Raw genomic sequence first — 15309 nt, forward strand, 5'->3', positions numbered from 1 at the left:
TGAAGGTTATAAACTGATTTCTAAACCAAAGGTATAGGTCTTACCATAAGGTGTTTCCCAACCTCTCGTTCCATATTGGTTAACCTCAGGGTCTGCCCATTTGAATTTAGAAGACGTTAATAAATTTGTTCCATTGAAGAAGATTCTAGTGCTGCTCAATCCGATTTTATTGGTTATTGAACTTGGCAATCTATAAGCTAGGTTTACATTTTTCAAGCGGATAAAAGAGGCGTCGTATAGGTGGCGGGTTGAATACGCGATACCATCCTCAGGGTCATTTCCACTAATCTTAGGATACAAGGCATCCGTATTATCAGGAGTCCAAGCATTCTCATAAGCATAGTAAGAACGGATTCTTTCCCAATAATAACCGTCTTCAGCGACATCCCTTGAAGCGTGGTCAAACAATTTGCCACCAATCTTATAATTAAAGTTAAGGGATAGGCTAAATCCTTTGTATTCTAAATCTGTATTGATACCACCAAAAGCTTTAGGAATTGGGGTTCCAAAAGGAACATAATCAGCATCTGCTACTTTATTAGTTGCTCCACGACCGTTGTGTAAGAATTCACCTTCAGTTCCGTCATTAGTATACCAAATAGGTTTACCATTGGTCTTGTCTACTCCAGCCCATTCTTTAAGGTAGAAGGTATATACGTCTCCACCTTCACGGTAAATAAAGTCAACACGGCCATCGCCACCAGTAGGGTCACTCCAAATAACATCTTGACCTTCATTTAAAGCAATGACTTTAGACTTGATCAAAGACGTGTTTACTCCAGCAGACCATCTCAAGTTTTCATTGCGGATGATATCACCAGCAATGGAAATCTCTACACCTTTATTATTAACAGTACCTATATTCTTCAGGATGTTTGAGAATCCAGTGACATTTGAAATGTTCACATCCTGTAACAGTTGTTTTGAATCTCTGGAGAAATATTCCACGGAACCATTGATTCTATTATTGAATAAGGCAAATTCAGTTCCTAAGTTGAAGGAATAGCTTTTTTCCCATTTCAGGTTTTGATCTGCAATGGTAGTAATGGCACCACCAGGTTTACCATTGTAATTGAATCCAAAAGTTGCTAAGCTCATATAACCGAAATTTTCTGTTGGTAGAGTACCATTGGTACCATATGAAGCTTTTAACTTAATCTGGTCGATTTGTTGTATCTCAGCAAAGAAAGATTCTTTTTTCAAGTTCCATGCACCTGAGATCGACCAAAAGTCACCCCATCGCGAGTCTGGACTTAATTTAGAAGAAGCATCAAAGCGGTAAGATGCAGAAGCAAAAAATCTTTCCTGGAAATTATATTGTGCCCTTGAGAAAATAGACATCATATTATGTCCCCAAGAATAAGCGTTTGCATCTTTTATACCGGCGGTTGCTACCGTATGTAGGGAGCTGTTCGGAAGGTTTGATCCACTCGCATATTGATAGTCCACCTTATTTTTTTCAGCTTCGAAACCACCTAATAAATCGATGTTATGGTCATCAAAACTTTTGTTATAAGTTAAGGTCGTTGAAGAAACCATTTTCATATAATTGGTACTGTATTCAAACACAGAACCATTCGCAGTTGCTCCGTAAGTGGTATGAAAATGTTTGCCACTATAATATAAATGGTCTTTTACTTCAGAATTATCATACGAGAATACGGTTTTTCCAACCAAACCTGGTGCGAGATTTACGGTTAAGGATGGAGAAACAATCATTCTAAGGGTCTTAGAATTGTTTTCCCATTGTTTATCGTAATATAGCGGGTTGTATCCCAATGATCCAAAACGTAAGGAATATTCTTCTCCTGTTTTATAATCCGTAGGCCAGTATAAAGGGAAAAGCAAGTTATTGGCAAGGTACATATAGTTAGTACCGTTGTTTCTTGTGTCGTTATATCCTTGTTTATCGTTATGGCTTAAATTAAAATTGGTCGCAAACTCTACTTTTTCAGAAAGTTTTTGCGATAGATTTAATCTTCCTGCAATTCTTTCATATTCGTTGGTATAAGCACGACCTTTATCAGTGGTATATGATAATGAAGAATAGTATCGGGTTTTATCATTTGCTCCACTCACCGCCAGGTCATTGGTTTGGAATCTACCGGTACGGAATAAAGCGTCATTCCAATCGAAATATTTCCCATCTCTATTTTCTACACCGTCTGTTTTGCCAGTGATATTAACTTTATCAAAAAGACCTGTTCCATTGGTTTTAAATTCATACCCATGTTTTCCAAATCTATTATTGATGCTGTTTAGGGCATAAGTATTTGCTTGTTCATCGGTATATCCATTTGATGTTCTGTAATCATGGAAGATTTCATACATGTATTGGATTTGATCTTGAACATCTGCAGGTTTATAGTTATCAGTAGCCCAGGTTGGGGTCAATCCAAGGGAGGTTCTAAAATCAATTTTTGGTTTTCCTGATTTTCCGGATTTGGTGGTAATCATTACTACCCCATTTGCTGCTCTTGAACCGTATAGAGAAGCTGCGGCGGCATCCTTCAGGACGTTGATGGATTCAATGTCATTAGGATTAATGGTAGACATGATATTATTGGTTGTTCCAGCGAGTTTTCCTTCCATTTGTCCGACATTTCCAGAGGTTACTGGAACCCCATCGACCACATATAAAGGTTCGTTGGAGGCGTTCATAGAACCAATACCACGAACTCGGATGGTAGAGGTTGCGCCTGCCTGTCCTGATGTCGTATTAATTTGAACACCTGGAAGTCTACCATTCAAGGCTTGTTCGAAGGAAGTAACAGGAACGTCCTTTGCTTTTTCAGCGTAATTGATATTGGCAGTAGATCCCGTAAAGGAGCTTTTCTTGACCGTTCCATAGGCAATGACCATAACCTCATCAATAGCCTGATCATCTTGGTCAAGCGTAATATTGATTGTTTTTCTTCCGTTCAGAGGAATTTCCAGGGTTTTATATCCGATATAAGATACAGTTAGGGTGGCATTGTGATCTGCATTTAAAGAAAACAAGCCATTTTCATTGCTGCTGGTGCTGAGTGAAGTTCCTTTTACTGATATTGTCACTCCAACGAGTGGAGTTCCATCAGAGGCCGAAACTTTACCAGCCACAGCAATTTGTTGTGCATTTACGACTTGCAAGGATGTACAAGCCATTACACACAAAGTTGTGAGTAAATGATGTTTCATAATTTTGGTAATTTGTTATTATAGGTAAACTATTGAAATATAGGTATTTGTATCTGTTTTGTTTGTTTATAGTTTTTTTGGTAATCAGTAAGTTAAATTTTTTGGATTCCAATTCCAGGGCGGTCAGGCAAGTGGCATAAGCCATCTTTCACGGTCATTCCGTCATAGATGTCGTTTCCTATTAATAGAGCGCCGTCTAAGTCTGCCCAATCCACTAAAGGAGCTAATTGAGCTGCCGCCGTAATGGCACAGGATGTTTCAGTCATGCAGCCTAACATAACCTTCATTTCTAAGGCACGAGCCAACTCGGCCATTTTTTTAGCTTCTCGCATTCCTGTACATTTCATCAATTTGATATTGATTCCAGAGTATACCCCTTTCAGGGCAGGAACATCCACTAGGCGTTGGCAGCCTTCGTCAGCAATGGTAGGAATTGGTGAATTTTCAGTCAACCATGCATTTTCATCAATCATCTCCTTAGGCATAGGCTGTTCCAGGAACACGACATTTCTTTCCTTGAGCCAATTAGCCATTTCGAGGGCTTCCTCTTTATTTTTCCAACCTTGGTTGACATCAGCACAAAGTGGGACATCAGTTACTGAACGGATGGTATCAATGATCATTTTATCCGTATCGAGGCCAAGCTTCACTTTCAAAATTTTGAATTGTTGCGCTTCTGCCACTTTTTTACGGATCATATCTTCCGTGTCAATACCGATAGTATATGAAGTCGGAGGGATAAGGTCTGGGTTAAAGCCCCAGATTTTATAAAAGGGTTGCCCCATTAATTTACCAAGTACATCATGCAGGGCGATATCTACGGCTGCTTTTGCAGCGGTATTTTTGCTGTCGACCTGATCGATATAGTTTAAGATTTCTTCCGTTTGGAATGGGGAATCAAAAGCAGAAAGATCCACTTTATTGAGGAAATTCATGACCGACTCTTGGGATTCACCAAGATAAGGCGGCATACTAGCTTCACCATACCCAATTATTCCGTCGTATTCCAATTCTGTAAGAACTACAGGGGTTGTGGATCGGCTAAAAGAAGCGACGGTGAATACATGGCGTAATTCCAAGGTATATGGTTTAAAGCGAAGGGTAAATTTCCCCATTTTTTTGCTATGCCAATCGTTGCTGTTCATGGTTATTTTTGGTTGTAATAAGGGTTTTCTTGAATTTTTTGAACTTGTTGGTCTTGAACACCGATGTATCTTTTAGCGGCTACGACTGTTCTGGTTTGGAAGTCGTCATAGTTAGTGGCATCCTTTAGCATAGAATTGATGCGTACCGTTCCAGCAGAATGAATAAATTCACCATTGCCAATATAAAGCGCAACATGGGTAACCCTAGCATTTGGGTTACTATTTTTGCCAGAAGCAAAGAATAATAAGTCTGCTGGTTTAAGATTTTTAAGTGCTTTTGTAGGGTCAAAATGACCGTCTTTATCAAGGATATCAATGGTTTGTCCTGCCAACACTTGTTGGGAGGCATCCCGAGGAATGATATAGCCATTCATATAATATGCTGTTTTGGTGAAGCCACTACAATCCACACCTTTAACTGAAGTTCCGCCCCATAAATAAGGTAGTCCCATCATTGTTTTTGCGCTACTGATAACATTTTCAGGTGTAAGATTACGAGAGCTAATCCATTTTTCGAAAGTCAAGGCTTCATCTTTAGGGATATATGCTATCCTTTGATCTGGATAAGAGACTTTATAAAACTTTCCTTCCTCCGCCAACAGTCCCAGAATATTTCCATAAACCAGGTCAGAGACCCGGATGCTTTTAGGATCTGCTTTAGAAAGGGATTTTCCAAATTCAGCAGTATAGATTACTTTGGGAAGCTTTCTCCAGTTTTGCAATTCTGTTTCATTCATAGCTGCAACAGAAGAAGCAGGCACATAAGAGATATAACCTTCCGGAGTTCTAGCACGATATTCGCCATCGACTTTTTGTAATAAGTCCACTTCTGTACCAAGGATAGCTTGGGTTGCCATTTCAGAGGCATTTCCAGGTTTTGTTCTAAAGTTAGCTACAGAAAGATTCACAACCCCATGTTGTTTTTCGCCGACTGTAGCGTCTGGTAAAGGGTTGATTTGAATATGTGCGGGGATATTTGCTGTTTGAGTTTTGATAAATTGACTGGCTTCAGGGACTGAAGATTCAATTACATAGTTATTATTAATAGCATTGGCAGCAGTGATCGCCACAATTTTAGTTCTTTTATCAGGTGCAAATTGTTTTTTAGCATCTTGAACAATAAGGTCTACTTTTTTGTAAATTGTAGAGTCTGTTTGTGCAAAAGAAAGGTTGTTCAAACAGATAAATGTGCAGAATAGCGAAGCAATACGTATCATCATTCTAGTTTTAAATATTAGTTATTTGGGTAAAACCGCATAAATATGCGAAATATTGGGCGGATTGAAGCATCTTTTTACGTTTTTTCCTGATAATTTAAAGGAGATAACGCATATTTTACACATAAATTGAGTTTGTACATTATAAATTGTATTCCTAATATTGTAATATATGCATTCACGAAGAAAATTTATCAAACAAGGTATATTGGGGGCAGCTAGTCTTGGTACGGTTGCTTCGGCGATTTCCTGTCAGGAGGCGGGGAAAGAGAAGAAAACTGTTCGGAAGCCGATAGTAATTTCGACTTGGGATTTTGGTGTTGCGGCGAATCAGGCTGCATGGGAGATCTTGAAAAAGAATGGACGGGCATTAGATGCCGTTGAGGCTGGTGTTAAGGTTCCGGAAGCGGACTTAAAGAATGTTACGGTTGGAAAGGGAGGCTATCCCGATCGGGATGGTCATGTAACCTTGGATGCATGTATTATGGATGAGTTGGGGAATTGTGGTTCGGTTGCAGCGATGGAGGATATTGCCCATCCGATTTCTGTTGCGAGATTGGTGATGGAAAAAACGCCGCATGTGATGTTGGTGGGAGCTGGGGCTAGGCAATTTGCATTAGAAAATGGTTTTCAGGCGGAGAATTTATTGACTCCAAGTTCAGAGGAAGCCTGGAAAGAATGGATGAAGGAGAAGAATTACAAACCCGTGATGAATATTGAGAATAAATCCTTTGCCGCGGAGAAACTTCCGGGGAATAAATACAATCACGATACCATCGGGATGTTGGCGATTGATGCGGATGGGAATCTTTCAGGAGCCTGTACGACGAGTGGTATGGCTTTTAAGATGCATGGTCGGGTTGGTGATAGCCCAATTATTGGTGCAGGCTTGTATGTGGATAATGAGGTTGGGGGAGCTACTTCGACAGGCGTTGGGGAAGAGGTTATTCGAAATGTAGGTAGTTTCTTGGTGGTAGAGTTGATGCGTCAGGGATATTCACCGGAGGATGCCTGTAAGGAGGCTGTCATGCGGATTGTGAAGAAGAAGCCTGATATTGCCAAGGATATCCAAGTCGGGTTTTTGGCTTTGAATAAAAATGGTGAATATGGATCCTATGCGTTGCAGGATGGGTTTACATTTGCGATTTGTGATTCAGAAAGGCAAGATTTAATAGAGAAAGGTAAGTTTCATTACCAACCAAAATAGAAAATTTAGATTTATTAATTAAAGAAGGCAAAAACAGAAATCTGTTTTTGCCTTTTTATATTGTGTCTACTGTCCTGTGCTGTAAATATTGTAATTTTTTCTGGGCTTATCATTATTTATCCGGCATTTTTTTATTGTTTAACAATATCTTAAAACTACTCCGTTTTAATAACAAATTCTTAATGTCTTTTTAATTAATTTTTATCACGTCAAACCTAAATTTGTTTAAACAAACAAAGTAATTATGGTATTTACAGAAATATGGGATTTATTTTGTGTGTTTTACTAATTATTACGATAACAATAAATTTAATTATAGAAATATTAAAATAATGATTAAAAAATTATTATTTATTCTTACTGCTGCGGTTGTGTTATTTGGTTCATGTAGGAAGGATTTCATTATTGACCAGCAGCAACAATCGAGGGTAGTTTTATTTACGAGTAAGATTTCGGGACAGGTTCAGACGAGGGTTTCGGGGAGTTCATGGGATAATGGTGATTCGATTTCGATTTTTATGTATGAGGGCGATACGCTCCATTTAGGTTCAATTTTCAAGGGCGGATTTAACCGTCATTTCATCAGCAATTCATCGGGTAATTTTTCACCAAGGACAGGTTCAGATTCCATCGTATTTCCAGTGGGGAAGGCGGCAAATTTTGTGGGTTTTTATCCTTATCAGGAGACGGATCAATTAGTGATGAAGCTGGATATATCCTCTCAGGAGAATCTTGCTGGGATAGACTATTTATATGGCAGGAATAGCAAGGCTACGAATTTGACTAGTGGCCCGGTACCGCTAGTATTTGAGCGGATCATGTCGAAGATACAGGTTCGGATTCCGAGTCAGGGGGAAGGTGTCACAGCGAAACTGCATGGATTGTCCACTTCGGGGAGTTTTGATTTGGCGAAGGGCGAATTATCGGTTACTGGTGGCAGTAAAGAAGTTTTGGGGAAAGTGGTTCAATCGGGTTCCGAGGCGGTTATTGAGTGGGTTATATTTCCGGGGCGATTACAGGAGCAATCCAAAATTGTGTTTCAGAATCAGCAAGGGGAGACTTTTACTTGGGAGATTGGGAAGCAGGCTATTTCCTTTGAGCGCGGGAATCGCTATCAGTATACCATTAATTTATCAGGTTCTGGGATTGTGGATCCACAACCGAATGTTTCCTACATGGAGATACCGGTGATTTCAAATGCTGGAAAATTGGAATACAAGTTCAAGATGACACCAGATGGTTCCAAGCGTAATTTTTCGATGCTTTATGATACGGAGAACCGCCTAGCTTATTGGGTTGCATATCCCTTAAGTCGGAGTTATTTGGGGGGGCAGAGTCGGACGGATGATTGGGGTTACGATCCAGATTTTTCATATGGTTTTCAACCCTACTTAAAAAAAGGGTTTGGCATTACGGGGATTGATCGTGGGCATCAGCTTCCGAGTGCTGATCGCACGAAGAATTATGCGGAGAATGCAACTACATTTTACTATACGAATATGACTGCGCAGGAGGCCACTTTGAATCAAGGGGTTTGGGCGAAGTTAGAGGGGAAAGTTCGGGAATGGGCAACTAGCAATGGGGTTGACACCATGTATGTGGTCACTGGTGCGCTGATAAAAACCAAAACCGATAGTCGGATTGAATATGTACAGGACAACAATCAAAAGCAGGTTGCGAAGCCTAAATCCTACTTCAAAGCATTAGCTGTAAAAAGAGGGACGGAGTACTATACGATAGGGTATTACATGAAAAATGAGGTTACACAGACGAACGCATTAATCAGTGGTTATCGGATGACGGTCAGTGACTTAGAGAAGGAGACGGGATATACATTTTTCCCTGGTCTTGCTGAGGAAAAGAAAAAGACGATCAATAATGCGATCTGGAATTAAGACTTACTAAATATCAATTTAATAAATTTCAATGAAAACAAATCAATTATTAGGTGCTGCATTGGCGTTTATCGCCTTAGTTTCTTCTTGTAAGAAGGATGATTACAGGAAATTAGAAAAAGGCAATCCTTCGGAGGTACAGTTTACTTCGAAGATTGTGGGCAACCAGCTGACCAAAGCGTCAGGTACAAGTTGGGATGCAAATGATGAAATCGGTGTTTACATGAAGCAAGGTGTTGGGTTAAACAATGCTTTAGCGTCGAACAAAAAGTATGTAACCCAAGGAAACGGAAACTTTACGGCTTCAGGTTCTGACCTTATCAATTATCCAGAGACGGGTGCTGTTGATTTTATTGCTTACTACCCTTATACGGCTACCTTAGAAGGTACTTCATTGGGTATTAATGTATCAAATCAAAGTAGCCAGGCGGCGATCGATGTGATGTATTCTGACAATGCGAAGAATTTGGACAAGAACTCGGGTTCTCCGAAATTGGAGTTTGTTCACAAGTTATCGAAGATTGAATTATTGGTAAAAGCGGGAACAGGTGTTTCTAGTTTATCAGGCTTAGCAGTTTCTTACCAAGCTATTCCAACGGTTTCTCGTTTGGATTTAGGAACAGGAGCGATCAGTGCAGGAACCACTCCAGCGAATGTATCGGCTAAAGTTGCTGCTCAGAATACAGATCAGCTTGTAGAAGCGATTTTAATTCCAGGCGAATATGGTGCTAAGGAAGTGATTTTCAGCATTGGTGCGGATACTTACAAATGGGCATTACCTGGGGATTCAAAATATGAATCAGGTAAGAAATATTCATACAATATTACGCTTCAAGTAGGTGGTGCAGTAAAGGTTGAAGGAACGGCAACCATTACAGATTGGACATCAGTTGCAGGTGGATCTTACACGATTGAAAAAGACAAAGGAACAGTTACACCTCCAGTTACGGAAGGAAAAGAAGAAACTGTTTATGAGGAGACCTTTGGAGATCCAACAGAAGATGTGACAAGAGTAAGAATTGCTGATTATAAGTATTTCTTAAACAAGACTGTACAATATTCTGATTTGTATACAGATTCATATGTTGATATCCGCAAGACATCAACTATTGGTATGCACGTTTGGATGCCGGCGAACAGAACTACAGGTATCAAGATTGAAAATGTAAATGCTACGGGATATTCTAATCTTAAATTAAGCTACAGTTTAGCGGCAAATGGCAGCGAGCAACCTATCGGTGTAGTTAAGGTTAAGGTAAATGGTCAGGAGATGACTACTACGCCAAACGGAAATTTAGGAGCGCAGCATGAATTCACGACTATTCAAGTTAATTCAGCTATTCCAACAGGAAATTTGACGATTGAATTTTCGGCGGATGCTTCGGTTAACAAAGCGGGATATCGTTTAGATAACATCAAGTTATTAGGTACAAAATAATTAATCAAATTCATCAAGGGTGAGGTTTGGAGCCTCATCCTTGTACTTTACATTCTTTCGATTGAGATAGGATATGCAAAAGATATTAGCAATTATCTTTTTGTTCATTTTTAGTTTAAGTGCTGGATTTGGTCAAGAAGCTGTTCAGCTTAGGGGCAAGGTGGTTCATAGTCGGACGAAGGTTCCGTTGGTTGGAATTACAATTAACCTGGAGCGGAACAAAATGAGCAGTAGTAGTAATGAGGAGGGGGATTTTGTTTTTGTGAATCTAAGGCCAGGGATGGAGCGATTGATTATTCAGGCGGCAGGGTTCAGGAATTTTGAAATGGAATTCGAATTAAAGGATTCCGAGACAGTATTGGAGGACATTGAATTAGATGTTGAGAATCAGATTGATGTACAGACGGTTATGGGGGTTATTGATGACGATGTGGTTTCTTCGGAAGGCGACATGAGTTCACAAGATATTCAGGCATCTGTTATTCTTTCCAATGATATTTATTTGAATAAGGTAGGGTTTAAATTATCGCCGTATCGATTTCGTGTTCGGGGCTATGATCCCTTTTATGAGCAGACGTATATCAATGGTGTTTTGGCCAATGATCAATATCGTCGTGTTTTCAATTATGCTTCCATTGGGGCATTAAATGACTTGACCCGGAATGGGGATGTAGTCAATTACAATCAAACAGGAACATTCAGTTTCGGAACCATTGGAGGTTCTGAAAATATCAATATGCGGGCGAGTTCATTTGCCAAAGGGGGGAAGGTTACTTTGTCCTATACCAACAGAAATTATTATGCGCGTTCGATGTTCAGTTATTCGACTGGGCTAAACGACAAGGGTTGGGCATTTACGGGAGCTATCGGCGGTCGTTATTCCGATAAGGGATATATTCCGGGAACTTCATATCAGAATTTATCCTATGCTTTTTCGATGGAGAAGCAATGGGCAAATGGGGCACATTCCTTATCCTTACTCACTTATGGTTCTCCGGTTGTCCGTGGGCAGCAGGGGTCTTCCTTTCAGGAGGTTTATGATCTGGTGGGGGATAATTTGTACAATCCTAATTGGGGCTACCAGGATGGGAAGGTTCGAAATTCGAGGGTTGTACATGCCTTTGATCCGAGCATGGTTATTTCACATCGATGGAAAATAGATGAGAAGACCAGTTTAAGTTCAGGCGGAATGTTTCATTATGGTAGGTATAGCAATAGCGCATTAAACTGGTATGATGCGATGGATCCAAGGCCAGATTATTACCGGTATTTGCCATCGAATTTTTCAAGGTTTACGCCTTATCTGGATGTGCGGACCATTGCGCAGTATACCGATTTGTGGAAATCCAGGGATCCCAAGGTCACCCAATTAAATTGGGATGAGATGTACCGGCAGAATATGAACGTGGAGAATTGGCGTAAAAATAATGGGGCGGCTTTGTATATGGTTGAGCGGAGGCATTCCGATTTATTAGAGGGGACGATGAGTGTTACGTTCAACAAATTGTATGATAATAATTATACGATTTTAGCTGGTGTTGAAGCGAGGAAGAGTAAATCTTATCAATATAAGACGGTAGATGATTTAATGGGTTCGAACCATGTTGTTGACTTGGATAAGTTTGCGGAGCGTGAGAATCCGGGGAATGCACAAGTCAAGCAGAATGATCTATTATTTCCAGACCGCAAGGTTTACCGCGGGGACATTTTTGGATACGATTATGATATTGATGTTCAATCGGTGAATGCCTGGGTTTCGAATGGGTTTCAGACTCGGAATTTAGAAGTTTACTATGGTACGAAGATCAGTTATACTGATTTTCAGCGGAAGGGGAATATGCAGAATGGTCGATTTCCAGAACATTCGTATGGCTATGGTCCGAAGTATGATTTTATAGATTTTACAGTCAAGGGAGGTTTGACGTATAAGTTAGATGGTCGGAATTTTATATCTGCGAATACGGCTTATATTACTGAACCACCAATTCCTGATCGTTCCTATGTGATGCCGAGGGTTACGGATCGGGTGGTGAAAGGTTTATCAAGTTCGAGGATTTTTCACAGTGATATTAATTATGTGTTTTCGATGCCACATCTTGCGGGTCGTGTTTCTGTTTTTCAGACCAACTTTTACGATCAATTGGAGCGGATGAATTATTATCATGATTCTCAGCGGACCTTTGTATTTCACAATTTGAGTGGGGTGGATAGGAAGCATCGCGGGATTGAGGCGAGTGTTACGTATAGTTTAAATCAGAATTGGAATTTTGATTTTATAGGGACTTTGGCGGAGTATTATTACAGCAATAATCCGATGGGGACCTTAAATTCTGAGAACGGGTTATTGGTGAATTTGGAGGAGCAGGTCATTATGAAGAATCTCTTTGTGTCAGGCACACCACAGGCGGCGGGTATTGTTGCTGCGAGGTACTTTTATAATTATTGGTTTTTTGAGGTTAGCGGGAATATGGTTGGATGGAATTATATGTCACCGGCAGCTTTACGTCGGATGGCTTCTGTTTACACTACGGTAAATCCGTATCAGGAGGAGAGTTACCAAGCCTATCAGAAGCTAACCCATCAGGAGCGATTGCCGAGTCGGACAACTTTTGATGCTTCTATTGGAAAGCTGGTTTATTTAAAGAACAGAAAATCGTTGAATTTCAATCTTTCGGTGATGAACCTGTTGAATTCCAGGAACGTTGGTACAGGGGGATTTGAGCAGGGTCGATTGGATTTAGAATATCCGGATAAGTTTAGTTCCCGCTATTTCTATATGCAGGGGTTGAATGTCTTTTTCAATACAAGTTATAGGTTTTAAAAATTACAGAGCATGAAAATTATGAGGTTAGTTTATTTGTTTCTATTCAGTTTGCTATTTATGGCATGTGAACGGGAATATACGCCACCTGCTTTAAATGAGCCAACCTATAAAGGGAAGTTGGCTAATATTACGATCAAACAATTAAAAGATCGTTTCAAGGATATTAAGGATCCGTTTTTTTTGGAGGAGGAATTGGTGATCAAGGGAGTTGTTTCTGCGAATGATGAATCGGGGAATATCTATAAACAGATCTATATTCAAGATGGTACGGGAGGAATCAACATTGGCGTAGAGCAGAATTCGGTTTATGCCACTTATCAGGTTGGTCAAGAGGTTTATGTGAATTTGAAGGAGCTTTATATATTAAAATATGGAGGTGAGTTGCAGGTTGGTTTAGGCACGACGAATGCGAATCGGATTTCGTGGCAGAGTTTCAAGGAGAAGGTTCAGATGCATTCATGGCCAAATCCGTCGAATGTGAAGCCACGGCAGGTGAGTTTTGATAAGTTGACAGACGATTTGGTTCATCAATTGGTCGAAGTTACGGATATCCGTTTTAGTAATGGGGGGAAGAAGACTTTTTCTGATAAAGATGCAACCAGTAATGAAGAGATAAAAGATAAATCAGGGAAGGTGTTAATTGTTCGGACGAGTAATTATTCCAATTTTTCTCAGGACTTATTACCGAGAGGAACGGGGAGTTTGGTTGGGATTTTGGGTCGTTTCAATGGGGCATGGCAATTAATTTTACGGACGAAGAATGATGTTAAGGAATTTGATGGGGCGGATCCAGAGGAGGTGAAGCCCGTTTCGGGAAGTTTTTTCAAGGAGACTTTTGGTTTAGGGACCTATCCGTCTGGCAATCGTCCTAAGATTAATGATTTCAAGGATTTTGATATGAAGTCACCGGTTCAATACCGGGATGATTCTGGGGCTGCAGATATACGAAGTGTTTCTGGGGACAATGGTGCTCATATTTGGTTACCAGCGAATCGAGATGCCAGTATTGTAGTCTCTGGAATCAATACGCAAGGGAAGGGAGAGGTAACATTAAATTATCAACTGACGGCAAATTTATTTGAGCCAACGGCGACTGCTGATCTAAATCAAATAGCCCTCAAGGTGAATGGGCAGCGAGTTACGGTTCCTTCGAAAGTGGTATCCAATGCGGCTGGGGATAATAACAAGTGGTTTACTATCAGTATTCCCAAGCTTCCTCAAGTTAATAATCTGACCATTGAATTTATTTCTGCGGCTTCTGAAAATAAAATTGGTTTCCGTTTAGATAATATAGAGTTGATTGGGGGCGATGGGGCTGTGGGGAAAAAGGAAATAATACTGATTAGAGAAAAGAAGAGTCATGATTAGAGAATTGATTGTCAGGTTCTCCATTTTGGGCTTGTTATTGATTTCAGGGCTAGCACTACAGGGGCAGGCCAAGCAATATTCGGTTTATCCAATTGCATTTTATAATGTGGAGAATTTGTTTGATACTGAGCGGGATAGTACGGTTTTGGATGAGGAATTTACGCCTAAGGGTGGCATGAACTGGACCAAGGAAAAGTATTGGAAGAAACAAGAAAAAATAGCATCAGTATTAGGGAGGATAGGTCAAAAATATGGTCAAACAGGGCCGGTATTGATTGGATTATCAGAGATTGAAAACAGAAAGGTGTTAGAGGATCTGGTGAAGCAAAAGGATATATCGCACAGGGGGTATCAAATTGTTCATTATGATTCTCCAGACCGACGGGGAATAGACGTGGCGATGTTATACAATCCGCAATTTTTCAGATATGTAAGTTCGAGTTTAATACCATACAGATTTCCGGGTAAGGAGGATTATGTCACGCGGGATATCTTAATGGTGAAAGGGGTTATTGCAAATGAGATGGTTCATGTTTTTGTAAACCATTGGCCATCACGTTTTGGTGGAAAGTCTTCCGAGCTAAGGGAGTTTGCAGCGAGTCTTGTAAAAAATGCAGTAGATTCCATCCATCAATCAAATCCACAGGCAAAGATTATTATCATGGGTGACCTGAATGATGATCCGGTAGATATCAGTGTGAAGAATGTTTTAGGAGCAAAGGGTAAGCGGGAGGAAGTAAAAGTTGGGGAGTTGTACAATACCATGTATAAGCACTATTCCAAAGGGATTGGGTCTTTAGGTTATCAGGCTAAATGGAGTTTGTTTGATCAGATTATTGTTTCAGAATCACTTTTGGGTGAGAACCGTAAGGCATTAAAACTTTGGAAGTCCGAGATATACAATGCTGATTTTTTGATCAGCAAGGATGGGCGATATAAAGGCTACCCATTACGGACTTTTTCTGGGAATTTATTTCAGAATGGGTACTCGGATCACTTTCCGGTCCTAATATATTTGTTGAAAGAAATTGAGTAGAA

Annotated in this window: 9 protein-coding genes; 6 read left to right on the plus strand and 3 right to left on the minus strand. The window is 40.1% G+C overall.

Going from position 1 to position 15309, the window contains the following annotated elements; all coding sequences use genetic code 11:
* Positions 1 to 6: 6 nt before the first annotated feature.
* The 3 genes from ACF3OC_RS04390 to ACF3OC_RS04400 form a co-directional block, all read right to left on the minus strand.
* The gene (locus ACF3OC_RS04390) at positions 7 to 3177 is read right to left on the minus strand and encodes a TonB-dependent receptor (RefSeq protein ID WP_094280823.1); all 3171 of its coding nucleotides are present in this window, start codon (positions 3175 to 3177) and stop codon (positions 7 to 9) included.
* A 92-nt stretch (positions 3178 to 3269) separates the two neighbouring features.
* Positions 3270 to 4322 (minus strand): dipeptide epimerase, encoded by a 1053-nt coding sequence (locus tag ACF3OC_RS04395; protein ID WP_094280824.1) that lies wholly within the window; start codon positions 4320 to 4322, stop codon positions 3270 to 3272.
* Positions 4323 to 4324: 2 nt separating this feature from the next.
* Positions 4325 to 5542 carry an SH3 domain-containing C40 family peptidase gene (locus ACF3OC_RS04400; RefSeq protein ID WP_094255163.1) on the minus strand — a complete coding sequence of 406 codons (1218 nt, stop codon included), beginning with the start codon at positions 5540 to 5542 and terminating at the stop codon, positions 4325 to 4327.
* Between the two features lie 169 nt (positions 5543 to 5711).
* Between ACF3OC_RS04400 and ACF3OC_RS04405 the strand changes: the two genes are divergently transcribed.
* The 6 genes from ACF3OC_RS04405 (at position 5712) to ACF3OC_RS04430 (ending at position 15307) form a co-directional block, all read left to right on the plus strand.
* The gene (locus tag ACF3OC_RS04405; RefSeq protein WP_094280825.1) at positions 5712 to 6746 is read left to right on the plus strand and encodes a N(4)-(beta-N-acetylglucosaminyl)-L-asparaginase; all 1035 of its coding nucleotides are present in this window, start codon (positions 5712 to 5714) and stop codon (positions 6744 to 6746) included.
* A gap of 332 nt (positions 6747 to 7078) precedes the next feature.
* On the plus strand, positions 7079 to 8641 hold the full coding sequence (locus ACF3OC_RS04410; protein WP_094280826.1) for a DNA/RNA non-specific endonuclease: 1563 nt from the start codon (positions 7079 to 7081) through the stop codon (positions 8639 to 8641).
* A 31-nt stretch (positions 8642 to 8672) separates the two neighbouring features.
* Entirely contained in the window at positions 8673 to 10079 is a 1407-nt protein-coding gene (locus tag ACF3OC_RS04415; protein WP_094280827.1) for a fimbrillin family protein, read from the plus strand.
* 73 nt (positions 10080 to 10152) lie between these two features.
* Entirely contained in the window at positions 10153 to 12900 is a 2748-nt protein-coding gene (locus ACF3OC_RS04420) for a carboxypeptidase-like regulatory domain-containing protein (protein ID WP_094280828.1), read from the plus strand.
* Between the two features lie 21 nt (positions 12901 to 12921).
* A complete protein-coding gene (locus ACF3OC_RS04425) occupies positions 12922 to 14271 on the plus strand; it encodes a DUF5689 domain-containing protein (protein WP_256962535.1) in 1350 nt (449 codons plus the stop codon).
* On the plus strand, positions 14264 to 15307 hold the full coding sequence (locus tag ACF3OC_RS04430) for an endonuclease/exonuclease/phosphatase family protein (protein WP_392470987.1): 1044 nt from the start codon (positions 14264 to 14266) through the stop codon (positions 15305 to 15307). Before ACF3OC_RS04425 ends, ACF3OC_RS04430 begins: the two co-directional genes overlap by 8 nt.
* The last annotated feature ends 2 nt before the right edge of the window (positions 15308 to 15309 follow it).

The sequence above is a fragment of the Sphingobacterium cellulitidis genome, from assembly GCF_043187465.1.
Lineage (GTDB): Bacteria > Bacteroidota > Bacteroidia > Sphingobacteriales > Sphingobacteriaceae > Sphingobacterium > Sphingobacterium cellulitidis.